This window comes from Mycobacterium sp. E3339, from assembly GCF_001666915.1.
In the GTDB taxonomy this organism is placed as follows: Bacteria; Actinomycetota; Actinomycetes; order Mycobacteriales; family Mycobacteriaceae; genus Mycobacterium.
Genome location: NZ_LZIZ01000177.1, coordinates 1 through 16,744, shown reverse-complemented (window position 1 = coordinate 16,744; position 16,744 = coordinate 1). Strand labels below are relative to the sequence as shown.

Annotated in this window: 19 protein-coding genes and 2 pseudogenes; 6 read left to right on the top strand and 15 right to left on the bottom strand. The window is 67.7% G+C overall.

The features are described 5' to 3' along the window. A partial coding sequence (locus tag A5702_RS16075) for a DUF2993 domain-containing protein (RefSeq protein ID WP_156669653.1) occupies positions 1-843 on the top strand: 843 nt, incomplete at its 5' end. A gap of 58 nt (positions 844-901) precedes the next feature. On the opposite strand, the gene deoC is transcribed toward A5702_RS16075, so the two are convergent. From deoC to A5702_RS16045, 6 genes are all read right to left on the bottom strand, one after another. After that, positions 902-1,582, bottom strand: a complete 681-nt coding sequence (gene deoC, locus A5702_RS16070; protein ID WP_156669652.1) for a deoxyribose-phosphate aldolase — start codon at positions 1,580-1,582, stop codon at positions 902-904. Next, the gene (locus tag A5702_RS16065; RefSeq protein ID WP_068221872.1) at positions 1,582-1,998 is read right to left on the bottom strand and encodes a DUF2599 domain-containing protein; all 417 of its coding nucleotides are present in this window, start codon (positions 1,996-1,998) and stop codon (positions 1,582-1,584) included. Before A5702_RS16065 ends, deoC begins: the two co-directional genes overlap by 1 nt. A gap of 4 nt (positions 1,999-2,002) precedes the next feature. After that, positions 2,003-2,290 (bottom strand): DUF2516 family protein, encoded by a 288-nt coding sequence (locus A5702_RS16060; RefSeq protein WP_040621261.1) that lies wholly within the window; start codon positions 2,288-2,290, stop codon positions 2,003-2,005. Between the two features lie 78 nt (positions 2,291-2,368). Next, entirely contained in the window at positions 2,369-2,974 is a 606-nt protein-coding gene (locus A5702_RS16055) for a heparin-binding hemagglutinin (protein ID WP_067816661.1), read from the bottom strand. A gap of 109 nt (positions 2,975-3,083) precedes the next feature. Continuing rightward, the gene (locus tag A5702_RS16050) at positions 3,084-3,509 is read right to left on the bottom strand and encodes a helix-turn-helix domain-containing protein (protein WP_055400711.1); all 426 of its coding nucleotides are present in this window, start codon (positions 3,507-3,509) and stop codon (positions 3,084-3,086) included. Between the two features lie 82 nt (positions 3,510-3,591). Next, positions 3,592-4,971 carry a DUF445 domain-containing protein gene (locus tag A5702_RS16045; RefSeq protein WP_156349450.1) on the bottom strand — a complete coding sequence of 460 codons (1,380 nt, stop codon included), beginning with the start codon at positions 4,969-4,971 and terminating at the stop codon, positions 3,592-3,594. Between the two features lie 136 nt (positions 4,972-5,107). Here A5702_RS16045 and A5702_RS16040 point away from each other — a divergent pair, with 136 nt between their 5' ends. Together A5702_RS16040 and pcaA are read left to right on the top strand one after the other, a co-directional pair. After that, positions 5,108-5,827: a TetR/AcrR family transcriptional regulator gene (locus A5702_RS16040; RefSeq protein WP_055400709.1), complete on the top strand. Its 720-nt coding sequence runs from the start codon at positions 5,108-5,110 to the stop codon at positions 5,825-5,827. 192 nt (positions 5,828-6,019) lie between these two features. Beyond that, a complete protein-coding gene (gene pcaA / locus A5702_RS16035) occupies positions 6,020-6,883 on the top strand; it encodes a cyclopropane mycolic acid synthase PcaA (protein ID WP_055400707.1) in 864 nt (287 codons plus the stop codon). A 30-nt stretch (positions 6,884-6,913) separates the two neighbouring features. On the opposite strand, the gene A5702_RS16030 is transcribed toward pcaA, so the two are convergent. The 3 genes from A5702_RS16030 to A5702_RS16020 all read right to left on the bottom strand — a co-directional run bounded on the left by A5702_RS16030 (position 6,914) and on the right by A5702_RS16020 (position 10,283). Beyond that, the gene (locus tag A5702_RS16030) at positions 6,914-7,777 is read right to left on the bottom strand and encodes a 3-hydroxybutyryl-CoA dehydrogenase (protein ID WP_156349449.1); all 864 of its coding nucleotides are present in this window, start codon (positions 7,775-7,777) and stop codon (positions 6,914-6,916) included. 155 nt (positions 7,778-7,932) lie between these two features. Continuing rightward, a complete protein-coding gene (gene aceA, locus A5702_RS16025) occupies positions 7,933-9,219 on the bottom strand; it encodes an isocitrate lyase (RefSeq protein ID WP_055400703.1) in 1,287 nt (428 codons plus the stop codon). A 269-nt stretch (positions 9,220-9,488) separates the two neighbouring features. Beyond that, a complete protein-coding gene (locus A5702_RS16020; protein WP_068221870.1) occupies positions 9,489-10,283 on the bottom strand; it encodes an acyl-[acyl-carrier-protein] thioesterase in 795 nt (264 codons plus the stop codon). A 161-nt stretch (positions 10,284-10,444) separates the two neighbouring features. Here A5702_RS16020 and ramB point away from each other — a divergent pair, with 161 nt between their 5' ends. Continuing rightward, complete coding sequence (gene ramB, locus A5702_RS16015; protein WP_055400699.1) at positions 10,445-11,860, top strand: acetate metabolism transcriptional regulator RamB; 1,416 nt, start codon at positions 10,445-10,447, stop codon at positions 11,858-11,860. After that, positions 11,857-12,417, top strand: coding sequence for a carboxymuconolactone decarboxylase family protein (locus A5702_RS16010; RefSeq protein WP_055400696.1), 561 nt, complete (start codon positions 11,857-11,859; stop codon positions 12,415-12,417). Before ramB ends, A5702_RS16010 begins: the two co-directional genes overlap by 4 nt. A 10-nt stretch (positions 12,418-12,427) precedes the next feature. Here A5702_RS16010 and A5702_RS16005 read toward each other — a convergent pair whose 3' ends face one another. The 6 genes and pseudogenes from A5702_RS16005 to adh all read right to left on the bottom strand — a co-directional run. Then, a complete protein-coding gene (locus tag A5702_RS16005; protein ID WP_055400694.1) occupies positions 12,428-12,700 on the bottom strand; it encodes a hypothetical protein in 273 nt (90 codons plus the stop codon). 7 nt (positions 12,701-12,707) lie between these two features. Further along, a complete protein-coding gene (lpdA, locus tag A5702_RS16000; protein WP_055400692.1) occupies positions 12,708-14,102 on the bottom strand; it encodes a dihydrolipoyl dehydrogenase in 1,395 nt (464 codons plus the stop codon). A 33-nt stretch (positions 14,103-14,135) separates the two neighbouring features. Next, the gene (locus A5702_RS15995) at positions 14,136-14,696 is read right to left on the bottom strand and encodes a hypothetical protein (protein ID WP_068221868.1); all 561 of its coding nucleotides are present in this window, start codon (positions 14,694-14,696) and stop codon (positions 14,136-14,138) included. Beyond that, entirely contained in the window at positions 14,689-14,967 is a 279-nt protein-coding gene (locus A5702_RS15990; protein ID WP_055405739.1) for a putative holin, read from the bottom strand. The genes A5702_RS15995 and A5702_RS15990 overlap by 8 nt, the downstream gene beginning before the upstream one ends. 19 nt (positions 14,968-14,986) lie before the next feature. After that, entirely contained in the window at positions 14,987-15,466 is a 480-nt protein-coding gene (locus tag A5702_RS15985) for a DUF779 domain-containing protein (RefSeq protein ID WP_055400688.1), read from the bottom strand. After that, positions 15,466-16,572 (bottom strand): annotated as a pseudogene (adh, locus tag A5702_RS15980) (aldehyde dehydrogenase); the annotation flags it as partial. The gene A5702_RS15985 and the pseudogene adh, both read right to left, overlap by 1 nt. Here adh and A5702_RS25795 point away from each other — a divergent pair. Continuing rightward, a pseudogene (locus A5702_RS25795) lies at positions 16,565-16,744 on the top strand (aldehyde dehydrogenase family protein); the annotation flags it as partial. The pseudogenes adh and A5702_RS25795 overlap by 8 nt on opposite strands.

The window sequence follows — 16,744 nt, the reverse complement described above, 5'->3', positions numbered from 1 at the left end:
CACATCCGGACACCGTCAACCGTGATCACCACCGGCTCGCGGCCGGGCCCGACGGAGACGCTGCGAACCCCCGGCGAGGACCCCGCGCCGGGCACCAAGAAGCGGCGCTTCCTGCGTGATCCGCTCTCCGTGGTGCTGGTCTGCATCATCGTGGTGTGCCTGGTGATCGCGGGCCTCGTCGGCGCCGAGCTGTACGTCCGGCACGTCGCCAACAGCAAGGTCGCCGAGGCGGTGGCCTGCGAGGTCAAGGACTCCGCGACGGCGTCGTTCGGGGTGACGCCGTTGATGCTGTGGCAGCAACTCACCAAGCACTACACCAACATCTCGGTGTCGACGGCGGGCAACCAGGTCCGCGACGCCAAGGGCATGAAGATCGACATCAACATCCGCGACGTCCAGCTCAAGGACACGCAGGACTCGAAGGGCACGATCGGGTCGCTGGACGCGACCGTCACCTGGACCTCCGACGGCATCAAGCAGTCGGTCCAGAACGCGATTCCGGTGCTGGGCCCCTTCGTCACCAACACGGTGACCACCCACCCCGCCGACGGGACCATCGAGCTGAAGGGCATGTTGGACAACCTCACCACCAAGCCGGTGGTGTCGGGCACCGGCCTGCAGCTGCAGATCGTCAGCTTCAATGCGCTCGGCTTCACGATGCCCAAGGAGTCGGTGCAGTCGACGCTGGACGACTTCACCTCGCAGTTCACCAAGAACTACCCGCTGGGCATCCACGCGGACAGCGTGCAGGTCACCAACGACGGTGTGACGAGCCACTTCTCGACGCGCAACGCCAGCATCCCGACCGGCAACAACAACGACCCCTGCTTCGCCAACCTCTGACGGTTTAGCCGTCCGGTAACGATGCGCGCCGGCACGGCGCGAGGAGGCGCCGGACAATTCAGCCCAGCCCGTCGAGCACGGCGCGGGTGCCGGACAGGCCGAGCCGGGTGGCGCCCGCATCCAGCATCGCGAGCGCGTCGGCGGCGGCGCGGATGCCGCCGCTGGCCTTGACGCCCAACCGGCCGCCGACCGTCTGGCTCATCACCGTGACCGCGCGCACCGAGGCGCCGCCCGCGGGATGGAAGCCGGTCGACGTCTTCACGAAGTCGGCGCCGGCGTCCTCGGCGGCGCGGCACACCCGCACCAGGGTGCGGTCGTCCGTACCCGACAGCAGCACCGCGGACTCCACGATCACCTTCAGCACCGGGCCCGCGGTCATGGCGTCGCGCACGGCCGCGATGTCGGCCCGCACGGCGTCGATGTCCCCGGCCAGGGCGGCGCCGATGTCGATGACCATGTCCACCTCGGCGGCGCCGGCCGCCACGGCCCGTTCGGCCTCCAGCGCCTTGACCGCCGACGTGTGCTTGCCCGACGGGAAGCCCGCCACGCTCGCCACCCGCACGCCCTGCCCGGCGCGCACCGCGACCGGAACCATCGACGGCGAGACACACACCGCGTAGACGCCCAAGTCGGCGGCCTCGGCGACCAGGGCGACCACGTCCGCCTCGGTGGCCTCGGGCTTGAGCAGGGTGTGGTCGACCAGCGCCGCCAGCTGCGCCCGGGTGGGTTTGTTCGCCACTAGAACCTTTCTTCGGGCCCGCCCGGATTGCATCCGGACGCGACCATCTCCGCATCGTCGACGACGGGGCGCCAGGGCTCCAGGTTCCAGCTGACCTTGCCGGGCTGCGCGAGTTCGGCGTACTGCCAATGGCACACGAACTGCGCGCGCATGCCGGCGGTGTCCGCGTCCGGCGACAGCGCCAAGACCTCGGCCCACGCCTCGTCGGCCACGGCCGCGTTTTCGGCCTGCTGCCTGGCGGCCAGCCGCCCCGAGGGCGTCGGGAACACGCGCAGGCTGGTCAGGCCGTGCCATTGCGCCCACTGCGTGTGGTCGATGAACGGCGGGGACGCCGCGCCCGGGTCCGCCGCCCCGGTGCCCGCGGGAGCGCACAGCGCGACGAGCACCGCTGCCGACACCGTCAGCAGGGCCTTCATCCCGCTAGCGCGACTTACCTTGGATTTCGAGAAGTTTCGGCCGCACGTCGACCAGATACACGCCCGCCGCGCACGCGGCGATCGCCATCCCGAGTACCCCGAAAACAAAACTCAGGATGGACGTCAGGGCGACGGCCAGGCCGAGGATCACCAACCACACCGGCTTGGTCAGCTTGTCGGCGGCGGTGTAGGCGTCGGGCCGCTGGAGCGCGGCGTGCACGAACGCGTATACCGCCGTGACCAAAACGGCGATCTGCAAGACCAACATGACGGTACCCACGAGGTGGCTCACGCCTTAAGCGTATGCGGGCGCCGTCGGAAACGTCGACTCGGAGTTGCCGGTGAGACAACTCCGAGTCGACGCCGCGACTTACTTCTGGGTGACCTTCTTGGCGGACGCCTTCTTGGCCGGAGCCTTCTTGGCGGGCGCCTTCTTGGCGGGCGCCTTCTTGGCGACAGCCTTCTGGGCCTTCTTGGCCGACTCGTCGGTCTTCTTGGGCAGCTCGATGCCGACCAGCTTGGCGGCGCGCTCGCCGACCGCGCGGGTCTGCGACGCGACGGTGCCCAGGGCCTCCTGGGTCAGCTCGACGGCCTGGTCCACGTAGCCCTCGGCGCGCGCGGAGGCGTCGTCCAGACCGGTCTGGCTGCGCAGCCGCTGCAGCGCGGCCTCGCCCCGCTCAACCAGCTCGTTGTAGCGGTTGGTCGCCGCGTCCAGGTAGCCCTCGGCCGCCTTGCGCAGCTCGTCGCTGGTGAACCGCTCGCGCAGCTCGCCGATCTGCTCCGGCAGGTCCTCCTGCAGCTTGGTCAGGCGAGCGCGGCTCTCCTCGACCCGGGTGCGGGTGTCGGCGCGAGTCTCTTCGGCGCGATCGCGCAGGTTCGCGATCAGCTCGTTGACCGTCGCCAGGGCCAGGTCGGCCGCGCCGAGGGCCGCGAGCAGCGGGGCCCGCAGATCTTCGATGTTGGTGTTGTCCGCCATGATGATTCCTTTCGTTACGGCGTTCTTGGGTGGTTGTTATTAAGAGACGAAGGGCAAGGGTTCCCTGCTTGTCTGTGGGTCTATGCGTGCCGGCCAGAACGGGGAAGCTTCACTCGCCGTTGGATTCGGGGGCACACTCCTCGTTGCTCGGTTCGGTGGATTCGTTCTGTTGGGTGAACGACGTGTAGATGTCGAGCAGGATCTGCTTCTGGCGCTCGGTGATCGCCGTGTCGGTGATGATGGCGTCGCGCACCTGGCTCTTGTCGCTGGGCTCGAGGATCCCGGCCCGCACGTAGAGCACCTCGGCGGAAACCCGCAAGGCCTTGGCGATTTGGTTGAGCACGTCGGCGGACGGTTTGCGCAGTCCCCGCTCCACCTGGCTCAGATACGGATTGCTCACCCCGGACTTCTCGGCGAGCTGGCGCACCGAAACCTGCGCTTGTTCGCGCTGGGTCCGGATGAAGCTACCGATGTCCGAGGCCATGTCGGAGGCGGCGTTGGACACCTTGGCGGAGAGCTTCTCCTCGGGTGCCATGGCGTGCTCCTGGTCGGACGGTCGATCTGACGGCCCTCAGACTACTACAAGTGCTTGCTATTGCAAGCACTTGTTAGCACTACTAGAAAAGCAGCTGCGCGACGGCGTAGATCACCAGGCCGGCGAGCGAGCCGACGACCGTGCCGTTGATCCGGATGAACTGCAGGTCGCGGCCCACGTGGAGCTCGATGCGCCGGCTGGCCTCCTCGGCGTCCCAGCGCTCGATGGTGTCGGTGATGATCGCTGTGATCTCCACCCCATACTGAGAAACCAGGTGCTGGGCCGCCCGCACGATCCAGTTGTCCACCTTGTCGCGCAGGTCGGCGTCGTCGCGCAGCGACTCCCCGATGCGGACCACCGTGTCGGCGATGCGGGTGCGCAGCGTGCTGGACGGGTCGTCCACGCCCTCGAGCACCAGCCGCTTCAGCGTCTTCCACGCCGTCGCCGCCGCGTTGGCGATCTCGTCGCGCGCCATCAGCTGCTCTTTGATCGCGTCGGCGCGCGCGATGGTGTCCGCGTCGTGTTGCAGGTCGTCGGCGAATTCGAACAGGAACCGGGTCGCCGACCGGCGCAGCTCGTGATCGGGATTGCGGCGCACCTTGTCGGTGAAGTCCATCAGCTCGCGGTGGATGCGGTCGCCGACCAGGTGGTCGATGAAGCGCGGCGACCAGGTCGGCGAATCCCGCTCGACCACCCGCTGGATCACCTCGCCGGCGTTCAGGGACCACTGGAAGGCGCGGTCGGCCAGCAACTGGATCAGCGCCTCCTGGCGGTTCTCGGCCAGCAGGGTCGCCAGCACCCGTCCGACCGGCGGCCCCCACTGCGGTTCGGCGATGCGGCGCACGATCATCCGGTCGATCACCTGCTGGACGTCGTCGTCGCGCAGCAGCTCCACCAGCACCCGCAGCACGGTGGCCGTCTCGCTGGCCACCCGCTGGGCGTGCGCGGGCTCCGACAGCCACTTGCCGAGCCGTCCCGGCACCTGCGCGTCCCGCAGCTTGGTCTCCACCACCGGCGGTGACAGGAAGTTCTCCCGCACGAAGGTTCCCAGCCCCTCCCCGAGCTGATCCTTCTTGCGCTTGATGATCGCGGTGTGCGGGATGGGGATGCCCAGCGGATGGCGGAACAGCGCCGTCACCGCGAACCAGTCGGCCAGCGCGCCGACCATCCCGGCCTCCGAGGCGGCGCCCACGTAACCGACCCAGGCGCCCAGGTTGGCGTGGGCCTGGGCCCATCGGCAGGCGAGGAACAGGCCGGTGGCGCCGATCAGGAAGCTCAGGGCCACGGCCTTCATCCGGCGCAGCGCCACCCGGCGCTCGGCGTCGGCCTGCGGGTCGGCACCGGCGAAGGACTCGGCTAACGACGCGTGCGGGCGCCCCGCAGCGGTCGACGAAATCAGCGCGTCCGGCCCCGTCGATCGAGGGGCCGGCGCTTCGCCTCGCGACGAGGCTCTGTGTACCACCCCACCATCATCTATCGAAGCGGCCGATTGATGCGACGACACTGCTCCCGGGCCCGCAGCGGCGCGCGGTCAGAGTTCGAAACAGGCCCGCACGCCGTAGTATCGAGTGCGTCTAGTGAATGGGATATCGGCGACAGTGGCAGAGCGAATGTTGGCTGTGGCGGCCAAGACGGATGGCCGCAAGCGACGCTGGCACCAGCACAAGGTGGAGCGCCGCAACGAGTTGGTAGACGGCACGATCGACGCGATCCGGCGCCTCGGCGGCACCATCAGCATGGACGACATCGCCGCGGAGATCGGCGTCTCGAAGACGGTGCTGTACCGCTACTTCGTCGACAAGAACGACCTGACCACCGCCGTGATGATGCGGTTCACGCAGACCACCCTGATCCCCAACATGGCCTCGGCGCTGACCTCCAACCTCGACGGCTTCGACCTGACCCGCGAGGTCATCCGGGTGTACGTGGAAACCGTCGCGAACGAACCCGAGCCGTACCGCTTTGTGATGGCCAACAGTTCGGGCAGCAAGAGCAAGGTGATCGCCGACTCCGAGCGGATCATCGCCCGCATGCTCGCGGTGCTGATGCGCCGCCGGATGCAACAGGCGGGGATGGACACCGGCGGCGCGGAGCCGTGGGCTTACCTGATCGTCGGCGGCGTCCAGCTGGCCACCCACTCCTGGATGTCCTACCCGCGCATGAGCCGCGACGAGCTGATCGACTACCTGACGATGCTGAGCTGGAACGCGCTGAAGGGGATCGTCGAGGTCGGTGGGTCGCTGGAGAAGTTCCGCGAGGAGCCCCACCCGTCGCCGATCGTGCCGCCGCGGGGACACGAGGATTCGTCCCCGACGTAGCCGGCCCACGGTGCGGCGCCGGGGTCGCTCTTTTGTGCATTCGGGCCATGTCGTGTGACGCTATGAGCCGCTAGCGAAGACGACTCGCATCGCCGCGACGACTAGCATGCAGGGATGCACCGGGGGTGACGCAGGGCTGCGTCGTGCAGGCCGGTCATCCCCGCCTCCGCATAACGAAAGGCTCTTCTCGACATGTCTGTGCAGCTCACGCCGCATTTTGGAAACGTGCAAGCCCACTACGACTTGTCCGACGACTTTTTCCGGCTGTTCCTGGACCCCACCCAGACCTACAGCTGCGCCTACTTCGAGCGGGACGACATGACGCTGGAAGAGGCGCAGCTCGCCAAGATCGACCTGGCGCTGGGCAAGCTGAAGCTCGAGCCCGGGATGACGCTGCTGGACATCGGCTGCGGCTGGGGCGCGACCATGCGGCGGGCCATCGAGAAGTACGACGTGAACGTCGTGGGCCTGACGCTGTCGGAGAACCAGGCCGAGCACGTGCAGAAGTCGTTCGACGAGATGGACACCCCGCGCACGCGGCGGGTGCTGCTGGAGGGTTGGGAGAAATTCCACGAGCCCGTCGACCGCATCGTGTCGATCGGGGCGTTCGAGCACTTCGGCCGCCAGCGCTACGGCCGCTTCTTCAAGATGGCCTACCAGGTGCTGCCGTCCGACGGAGTGATGTTGCTGCACACCATCGTTCGGCCCTCGTTCAAGGAGGCCCGGGCGCGCGGCATGACGCTGACCCACGAGATCGTGCACTTCTCGCAGTTCATCCTCACCGAGATCTTCCCGGGGGGCTGGCTGCCCACGCCGCAGACCGTCGGGGAGTACGCGGTGACGGCCGGCTTCGAGCTGACCCGGGTGCACTCGCTGCAGCTGCACTACGCGCGGACGCTTCAGATGTGGGCCACCGCCCTGCGGGCGAACCGCGAGGAGGCGATCGCCATCCAGTCGCAAGAGGTCTACGACCGGTACATGAAGTACCTGACCGGCTGCGCCAAGCTGTTCCGCCAGGGCTACACCGACGTCGACCAGTTCACGCTGGAAAAGTAGGCGCGGCAAGCGCTTTCGCGGCGCCCGCCGTCAGTACGTGTAGAAGCCCTGGCCGGTCTTCTTGCCCAGCCGGCCCGCCTCCACCATGCGCAGCAACAGCGGCGGCGGGCCGTACTGCGGCTCCTTGAATTCCTCGAACATCTTGTCCGCGATCAGTTTCAGGGTGTCCAGCCCCACCAGGTCGGACAGCCGCAGCGGGCCCATCGGGTGCGATAGCCCGGCGACGACCGCCTTATCGACGTCTTCGATGGTGGCGAAACCTGCCTCCACCATGCGGATGGCCGACAGCAGGTAGGGCACCAGCAGCGCGTTCACCACGAAGCCGGACCGATCCGAACAGCGCACCACCTGCTTGCCCAGCACCGCGCTCGCGAACTCCTCGGTGCGCGCCGCGGCGGCCTCGTCGGTGACCAACGTGCAGACCAACTCGACCAGCGGCAGCACCGGCACCGGGTTGAAGAAGTGCAGCCCGAGCACGCGCTGCGGGTTCTTGGTGGCCGCTGCGATCTTCATGATCGGAATGCTGGAGGTGTTGGACGCCAGCACCGCGTCGGGATCGGTGATGGCGCGGTCGAGTTCGGCGAAGATCTCCGCCTTGACGGCCTCGTCCTCGACGATGGCCTCGATCACCAGCTGGCGGTCGGCGAGGTCCTTCAGATCGGTGGTGAAGGTGAGCTTGCTCAGCGCGCGGTCGCGCTCCCGCTCGGTCACCTTGCCCGCGCTGACGCCGCGCTCCAGCGATTTCACGATGCGGTTGCGTCCGGCGGTGATCAGGGCCTCGGTGGTCTCGAACACCGTCACGTCGACACCGGCGCGGACCGAGACCTCGGCGATGCCGGACCCCATCTGGCCGGCCCCGACCACCCCTACCCGCTGAATCGCTGCGTCGCTCACTGTCATCTCTTTCGGTGTCGTATCGTCTTGCACCGCAATAGGCCCCGCCCAGGTTCGCTGGGCGGGGCCAATGCTACTTCACGGTCAGCAGGCGCTGATTCGCACAATCTGGATCGCAGCGGTGCGATTTCGCGACTGCTCGGCTCCGCAGACGATCAGTGAAACTGACCCTCTTCGGTGGAGCCGGTCAGCGCGGTCGTCGACGAAGTGGGGTCGACGGTGGTGGCGATGCGGTCGAAGTATCCCGCACCGACCTCGCGCTGGTGCTTGGTCGCGGTGTAACCGCGCTCCTCGGCGTCGAACTCGCGCTCCTGCAGCTCGACGTACGCGGTCATCTGGTTGCGGGCGTAGCCGTAGGCCAGATCGAACATCGAGTAGTTCAGCGCGTGGAAGCCGGCCAGCGTGATGAACTGGAACTTGAATCCCATTGCGCCCAGCTCCTTTTGGAACTTGGCGATGGTCGCGTCGTCGAGGTGCTTCTTCCAGTTGAACGACGGCGAGCAGTTGTAGGCCAGCAGCTGGTCGGGGAACTCGGCCTTGACGCCCTCGGCGAACTTCGCCGCCAGCTCCAGGTCCGGGGTGCCGGTCTCCATCCAGATCAGGTCCGAGTACGGCGCGTAGGCCTTGGCCCGGGCGATGCAGGGCTCGAGGCCGTTGCGCACCCGGTAGAAGCCTTCCTTGGTCCGCTCACCGGTGATGAACGGCTGGTCGCGCTCGTCGACGTCCGAGGTGATCAGCGTGGCCGCCTCGGCGTCGGTCCGGGCGATCACGACGGTCGGCACGTCGGCCACGTCGGCCGCCAGGCGGGCCGAGGTCAACGTGCGGATGTGCTGCTGGGTCGGGATCAGCACCTTGCCACCGAGGTGACCACACTTCTTCTCCGAGGCGAGCTGGTCCTCCCAGTGCGACCCCGCGACGCCCGCGGCGATCATCGCCTTCTGCAGCTCGTAGACGTTGAGCGCGCCACCGAAGCCCGCCTCGCCGTCGGCGACGATCGGCGCCAGCCAGTTCTCCACCGAGGTGTCACCCTCGACCTTGGCGATCTGGTCGGCGCGCAACAGCGCGTTGTTGATCCGGCGCACGACCTGCGGCACCGAGTTGGCCGGGTACAGGCTCTGGTCGGGGTAGGTGTGACCGGACAGGTTGGCGTCACCGGCGACCTGCCAACCCGACAGGTAGATGGCCTTCAGGCCGGCGCGGACCTGCTGGACGGCCATGTTGCCGGTCAGCGCGCCGAGCGCGTTGACGAACTCGAGGTCGTGCAACTGGCTCCAGAGGACCTCGGCGCCGCGGCGGGCCAGGGTGTTCTCCTCGACCACGGTGCCCTGCAGGGCGACGACGTCCTCGGCGCTGTAGGTGCGGGTGACACCCTTCCAGCGCGGGTTGGTGTCCCAGTCCTTCTTGATCTCTTCGGCGCTCTTGGGGGTGCCAACGGCAGACATTGGGCATGCTCCTTCAACGATCTTCACTACTGGTTAGGTGAACGCGTCACCGGCGGCAGCTAGAGGCTCAACTTCGCTGGTGTGCTAACTCGACGATGGCACAGCTGTTGACGCAGGTCCAGCCGTTTCATTTGCCAATTTCGGCAACGACTGCTCCCCATTTTGCGAATTTTGCGAAGTTGAACGGAAACTTAACCGTTTCAGAATCTACCGGTCAGTAACCCCATATCCGCAGGTCAGAATGGAAATTGACGGGGGTGAAGGTTGCCCTATCGGGTGAAGATCGCGGCGACCGCTTTGGCCTCGTCGCCGACCGCGTATGTGAGCGTTGTAACAGTGCGATCGGCCAGGTTGGGACCGAACAGATCGGTCGAACCGGGCGGGTGCACGTGCGAAATGATCTCCAGCTTGTCGCCGAGGGCAACCGGCGCCTCGTGCTCGATGGTGATCCGCAGGGGAAGCTGCATCAGCTCCAGGTGCGAGGCCAGGTAGTCCTCGATCACGCTCCAATACACCGAGTTGTTCATGTGGTCGAACAGGTCGATGTCGGTGACCCGGACCGGAAACTCGTGGATCTCCGAGGCGTCGTCCCGGCTGCCCGGCTTCAGGTAGCCCTTCCAGCGCAGCCGGTCGATCGACGTGGTCTTGTGCAGCCCGGCGAGGAAGTCGTCGGAGATGCGCGACGGCATCTGGGTCTCGCGGTTGATGTTGATCCAGAAGGCCTCGGACTCGATCAGGCCGCCCTTGCGCCCGTCGACGCGAACTCGCATCTCACACCAGCGGTTCGAGGTGCCCGAACACCACCGGCGGCAGCGCAGCATGTCCTGGAATTCGATCGGGCGGATCAGGTCGAGCATCGTGCGGCGGACGATCCAGAGCGGGTGTGTTTCCTCGAAGCCCATCTCGCGCAGCTGATCCTGCCCGATGTCCTGGATGTGCCGGCACGCCGCGTCCAGCCGCAACCGGCCGGTGCGGTCGATGTCGGCGACCCGCAGCGGCCATTCGCGGTCGAACACGTCGGGGTGCCCGTCGGGAACCGGCATCAGTTCTTTGTCCAGGCTCACGGCTTCGCTCCCCGTTTCCTCCTCGTGGGCACCCCAGGCCAGTCCTGGGGCCTCCGCAGCGAATCATGCCAACCACCTGGGTCAAAAACCAATTGCGACGCGGACGCCGCCCATGCGAACTCTGCCAACGTCCGCTTAGCAACCCCGGTACCCTGGGCAAAGTGTCCAAGACCTTCGTCGGCTCCCGCGTCCGCCAGCTGCGCAACGAGCGCGGGTTCTCTCAGGCCGGCCTGGCGCAGATGCTGGATATCTCGCCGAGCTACCTGAACCAGATCGAGCACGACGTTCGCCCCCTGACGGTGGCGGTGTTGCTGCGCATCACCGAGGTGTTCGGCGTGGATGCGACGTTCTTCGCCTCCCAGGACGACACCCGGCTGGTCGCCGAGCTGCGCGAGGTCACCCTGGACCGCGACCTGGACATCGACGTCGAGCCCGCCGAGGTGGCCGAGATGGTCGCCGCGCACCCCGGGCTGGCCCGGGCGGTGGTCAACCTGCACCGGCGCTACCGGATCACCACCGCGCAGCTGGCGGCCGCCACCGAGGAGCGGTTCTCCGACGGCAGCGGCAGCGGGTCGATCACCATGCCGCACGAGGAGGTCCGCGACTACTTCTACCAACGCCAGAACTATCTGCACGAGCTGGACACCGCCGCCGAAGACTTGACCATCCAGATGCGGATGCACCACGGCGACCTGGCTCGCGAGCTGAACCGCCGGCTGACCGAGGTGCACGGGGTGCACATCAACCGCCGCATCGATCTCGGCGACACCGTGCTGCACCGGTTCGACCCCGCCACCAAGACGCTGGAGATCAGCAACCACCTCTCGCTGGGGCAGCAGGTTTTCAAGATGGCCGCCGAGTTGGCCTACCTCGAATACGGCGACCTGATCGACGCCCTCGTAGCGGAGGGCAAGTTCACCAGCGACGAGTCGCACACCCTGGCCCGGCTGGGGCTGGCCAACTACTTCGCCGCGGCCGCGGTGCTGCCCTACCGCCAATTCCATGACGTCGCGGAGAATTTCCGTTACGACGTCGAGCGGCTGTCCTCCTTCTACTCGGTGAGTTACGAGACCATCGCGCACCGGCTTTCGACGCTGCAGCGGCCGTCGATGCGCGGCGTGCCGTTTTCGTTCGTCCGGGTGGATCGGGCCGGCAACATGTCAAAACGCCAGTCCGCCACCGGTTTTCACTTCTCGTCCAGCGGCGGCACCTGCCCGCTGTGGAACGTGTACGAGACGTTCGCCAACCCGGGCAAGATCCTGGTGCAGATCGCCCAGATGCCCGACGGCCGCAACTACATGTGGGTGGCCCGCACCGTGGAGCGCCGCGCCGCCCGGTATGGTCAGCCGGGTAAAACCTTCGCGATCGGGCTGGGCTGCGAGCTTCGCCACGCGCACCGGCTCGTCTACTCGGAAGGACTCGACTTGTCGGGTGATATCGCCACACCGATCGGCGCGGGCTGCCGCGTCTGCGAGCGCGACAACTGCCCGCAGCGGGCGTTCCCGGCGCTGGGGCGCGCCCTGGACCTGGACGAGCACCGCAGCACGGTCTCCCCGTACCTGGTGCAGCAACCGTGACCGCGCCTGAAAACGGCCGCATCCCGTCGGGGCGGTTGCGCGAACTCGGGCTGATCAACTGGATTCTCGCGAAGTCGGCCGCCCGCAAGGTCCGCGCGCCCGAGATGCACCTGTTCACCACGCTGGGCCAGAACAAGTTCCTGTTCCTGGTGTGGAGCATCTACAGCGGCCGCGTGCTGCGCGGCCGGCTGCCGGCGATCGACACCGAGCTGGTGATCCTGCGGGTCGCGCACCTGCGCTCGTGCGAATACGAGCTGCAGCACCATCGCCGGATGGCCGCCAGGCAGGGGCTCGACGCGGACCTGCAGGCCGCGATCTTCGCCTGGCCCGAGCGGCTGGAGCCGGTCGAGGCGCGGCTGACCGTGCGCCAGCAGGCGCTGCTGACCGCGACGGACGAGTTCGTCAAGGACCGCACCATCACCGACGCCACCTGGCAGCAGCTGGCCCAGCACCTGGACCGGCGTCAGCTGATCGAATTCTGCTTGCTGGCAAGCCAATACGACGGCCTGGCCGCGACCATGTCGGCCCTGGCAATCCCGCTGGACAACCCCCGCTAGGCCCTACCCGTCAGAGGTAGACGTTGGCGAACACGGCCAGCGTCAGCAGTAGCGGCGGCACCGGCAGCCCGAACCCGAAGCCCGACCACGCGTACTGTCGGCGCCGCCGCAGCAACGACGCCCACATCGTCGCGCAGACCGCCAGGGCGAGCGAGGCCAGTAACACCGTCGGCGCCCACTGCCCCACCGCCGCGTTGTCGTCGGCGATCGAAAAGGCAAGCAGCCACAGGACATAGCCCGCGGCGAGGCCGCCCACGGCCCCCAGAACGACGTCGCTGCGCATGGGTCCGTCAGAAGTTGATCATGTGGCCGGTCAGGCCGTGGAAGCACTCCTGCAGCGCCTCCGACATCGTCGGGTGCGTGTGCACGTTGCGCGCCAGCTCGGTAGCGGTCAGGTCCCACTTCTGCGCCAGCGTCAGCTCGGGCAGCAGCTCGGACACGTCGTGGCCGATCAGGTGCCCGCCCAGCAGCTCGAGGTGTTTCGCGTCGGCGATCAGCTTGACGAAGCCGCTGGGGTCGCCGAGGCCGTGCGCCTTGCCGTTGGCGGTGAACGGGAACTTGGCCACCACGACGTCGTAGCCCTCGTCGCGGGCCTGCTGCTCGGTCAGCCCGAAGCTGGCGACCTGGGGCTGGCAGAACGTCGCCCGCGGCAGCATCCGGTAGTCGCCCAGCGCCAAAGTCTCTGCGCCGGCGATGGTTTCGGCCGCCACCACGCCCATCGCCTCGGCCACGTGGGCCAACATCAGCTTGCCGGTGACGTCGCCGATGGCGTAGATGTGCGGAACGCTGGTCATCATGTAGTCGTTGATCCCGATGGCCTTGCGGTCGGTCAGCGCGACCCCGGTCTTCTCCAGCCCGAAGCCCTCGATGTTGGGCGCAAACCCGATGGCCTGCAACACCTTCGCGGCCTTGAGTTCCTGCTTCTCGCCGTCCTTGCTGACGGCGACGGTCACCTCGGAGCCGTTGTCGTCGATCGACTCGACCTTGGTTCCGGTGAGGATCTTGATGCCCAGCTTCTTGAACTGCTTCTCGATCTCCTTGGACACGTCGGCGTCCTCGTTGGGCAGCGCCCGCGGCAGGAACTCCACGATGGTCACGTCGACGCCGTAGTTCTTCAGCACGTAGCCGAACTCCATGCCGATCGCGCCGGCCCCGGCGATCACGATCGACTCGGGCAGCTCCCGGGACAGGATCTGCTCCTCGTAGGTGACCACGTTCTCCGACAACGAGGTCCCCGGCACCAGCCGGGTGCTGCTGCCGGTGGCGATGATGGCGTTGTCGAACGTGACGTTCTCGGTGCCGCCGTCGTTGAGCTCGACCGAGAGCGTGTTGGCGTCGGTGAACCGGCCGTAGCCGTGGATCTCGGTGATCTTGTTCTTCTTCATCAGGAAGTGCACGCCCGCAACCCGGCCCTCGGCCACCTTGCGGCTGCGGTCGAAGGCGGTGCCGTAATCGAAGGTCGCCTCGCCGTTCATGCCGAACGTCTTGGCCTCCTTGGTGAAGATGTGCACCAGCTCGGCGTTGCGCAGCAGCGCCTTGGACGGGATGCAGCCGACGTTGAGGCACACGCCGCCCCAGTACTTCGGCTCGACGACTGCGGTGTTCAGGCCGAGCTGTGCGGCGCGAATGGCTGCGACATATCCACCGGGACCGGCCCCGAGGACGACGACGTCAAAATGGGTCACGGCCCCTACCCTAATGGCCACCCGGGCCGGGCGTTAATACGGAACGACGCCCAGCAGGCAGTGGCCGACGCGCGCGCAGTGGTAGTAACCAGCCATGGGCGCCGCGGCGGCCAGGGCGGCGAACGGCCCCGACATCACCACCAGCGACAGCGCCGAGACCAGCGGCCGGCCCTCCACCATGGCGAGCAGCACGCCGCCGACGGCGCACGCCACCACATACACCAGGACCGCGAACAACGCCGGCGTCTTGTCGCCGGCGTGGTACCACCAATAGAACAGGCCGAGCCCGACGACGGCCGCCACGAACCAGACGCCGAGGATGACCAACAGCAGCTTCCACCACTTGAGGTAGAGGTAGCGCCCGGGGACGGTGACCGGCTGCACGGGCACGACGGCGGATTCGGCCTCGTCATCGTCCGCCGCGACGGCCGGCTCGGCCGGTTCGTCCTTCGCGGCGGCCGGGTGCTCGCCGGTGTCGTCGTCGTCGGAGAAATCCGGCACCCACGACTGCGTCCCGGTGTCCTCCTCGGAATCGGAGAAGTCCGGCACCCATGACTGGGTCCCCGGGCTCGACGGGGTGTCCTCGTCAGCCACCGGCCGTCACCTGAAGGGCGACGAGCACGCCGAACCAGCCCGGCCCCACCGACAGGACGAACGCGCCCAGCATCGTCACCCATCGACGTCCGGAGAAGAGGACGGTCACCAGCCCGACCACGCTGGGGATGCCCACCACCAACGCCAGGGCGACGGCCGGGCGGACGTCCCCGTGGGCCGGGACGGCGAATCCCACCCCCGCCAGCAGCCCGAGGGCGGCGCCAATCAGCATGGCGCCGGCCAATAGTCGCGGGCGCGGCAGCGGGATCACACTTTCGACACTACTGCGGTCACCGACCCGGAGGGCACGTTCGCAGCGCCGCGTCGGCCACCACCCGGCCGCGCGCCGACGGGCGCTCGCCGCGCTCGTAATCGGCGCCGGTGATCACCGGCGCGGCCCGCAGCCCGGCCTGCTCGTCGTCGCTGAAGACCCGGCCGCGCGACAGGAACCGCAGCCCGTCGGGCGCCTCCAGGCTGAAGCCGCCGCCGCGGCCGGGGACCACGTCGATCACCAGCTGGGTGTGCTTCCAGGTCTCGTACTGCGGGCCCGAAATCCACACCGGCACCCCGTCACCGACGTCGAGGACGCCGAGCAGGACGTCGCGGTCACCGACCAGAAAGTCCCCGCGCGGGTAGCACATCGGCGACGACCCGTCGCAGCAGCCGCCGGACTGGTGGAACATCACCGGGCCGTGCCGCTGTTGCAGTCGCTCCAGCAGTTCGGCGGCGGGGGCGGTGATGACCACCCCGGTGACGGGGTCCGGAGCCATCAGAAGAAACCGAGCGCCTTGTCCGAGTAGGACACCAGCATGTTCTTGGTCTGCTGGTAGTGCTCGAGCGCCATCTTGTGGCACTCGCGCCCGAAGCCGGACAGCTTGTAACCGCCGAACGCCGCGTGCGGCGGATACACGTGGTAGCAGTTGACCCACACCCGGCCGGCCTGGATGTCGCGGCCGGCCCGGTAGGCGGTGTTGCCGTCGCGGCTCCAAACGCCCGCGCCCAGGCCGTAGAGGGTGTCGTTGGCCATCGCGATCGCGTCGTCGTAGTCGGCGAACGGCGCCACCGCCACCACCGGCCCGAAGATCTCCTCCTGGAAGATCCGCATGCCGTTGTTGCCCGAGAAGATCGTCGGCTGCATGTAGTAGCCGCCGGACAGGTCGCCGCCGAGCTCGGCCCGCTCGCCGCCGGTGATCACCTTGGCGCCCTCGTCCTGGCCGATCGCGATGTAGGACAGGATCTTTTCCAACTGGTCGTTCGACGCCTGCGACCCCAGCATGGTTTCGCTGTCCAGCGGGTCGCCCTGGCGGACCGCCTTGGTCCGGATGGCGGCCAGCTCGAGGAACTCGTCGTAGATGTCGGCCTGGATCAGGCTGCGCGACGGGCAGGTGCACACCTCGCCCTGGTTGAGGGCGAACATGGTGAAGCCCTCGAGCGCCTTGTCCTGGAAGTCGTCGCCGCGCGCCATCACGTCGTTGAAGAAGATGTTGGGGCTCTTGCCGCCCAGCTCCAGGGTCACCGGGATCAGGTTCTGGGAGGCGTATTGCATGATCAGCCGCCCGGTGGTGGTCTCGCCGGTGAACGCGATCTTGGCGATCCGGTTGCTCGAGGCCAGCGGCTTGCCGGCCTCCGCGCCGAACCCGTTGACCACGTTGACCACTCCGGCGGGCAGCAGGTCCCCGATGAGCGACATCAGGTAGAGCACCGAGGCCGGGGTCTGCTCGGCGGGCTTGAGCACCACCGCGTTGCCGGCGGCGAGGGCGGGCGCCAGCTTCCAGGCGGCCATCAGGATCGGGAAGTTCCACGGAATGATCTGCCCGACCACGCCGAGCGGCTCGTGGAAGTGGTAGGCGACGGTGTCGTCGTCGATCTGGGACAGCGGCAAACCGGTGCGCGAGGCGCTGGCCGCCGACATCCCGTTGGCGGCCGACCATTTCCGGTATTTCGCGGCGGCGCTGCGCGCGCAGGAGGGTTCGCTGTCCCAGATCGACGACGACACCGTCGCCTACCACTTCCACGAGCCGCTCGGCGTGGTCGGGCAGATCATTCCG

Excerpts from the sequence above, each read along its gene's own strand:
- A5702_RS16065 (WP_068221872.1), bottom strand. The coding sequence starts at position 1,998 with ATGAAGGCCCTGCTGACGGTGTCGGCAGCGGTGCTCGTCGCGCTGTGC.
- A5702_RS16055 (WP_067816661.1), bottom strand. The coding sequence starts at position 2,974 with ATGGCGGACAACACCAACATCGAAGATCTGCGGGCCCCGCTGCTCGCG.
- A5702_RS16050 (WP_055400711.1), bottom strand. The coding sequence starts at position 3,509 with ATGGCACCCGAGGAGAAGCTCTCCGCCAAGGTGTCCAACGCCGCCTCC.
- pcaA (WP_055400707.1), top strand. The coding sequence starts at position 6,020 with ATGTCTGTGCAGCTCACGCCGCATTTTGGAAACGTGCAAGCCCACTAC.
- aceA (WP_055400703.1), bottom strand. The coding sequence starts at position 9,219 with ATGTCTGCCGTTGGCACCCCCAAGAGCGCCGAAGAGATCAAGAAGGAC.
- A5702_RS16005 (WP_055400694.1), bottom strand. The coding sequence starts at position 12,700 with ATGCGCAGCGACGTCGTTCTGGGGGCCGTGGGCGGCCTCGCCGCGGGC.
- A5702_RS15985 (WP_055400688.1), bottom strand. The coding sequence starts at position 15,466 with ATGGCTCCGGACCCCGTCACCGGGGTGGTCATCACCGCCCCCGCCGCC.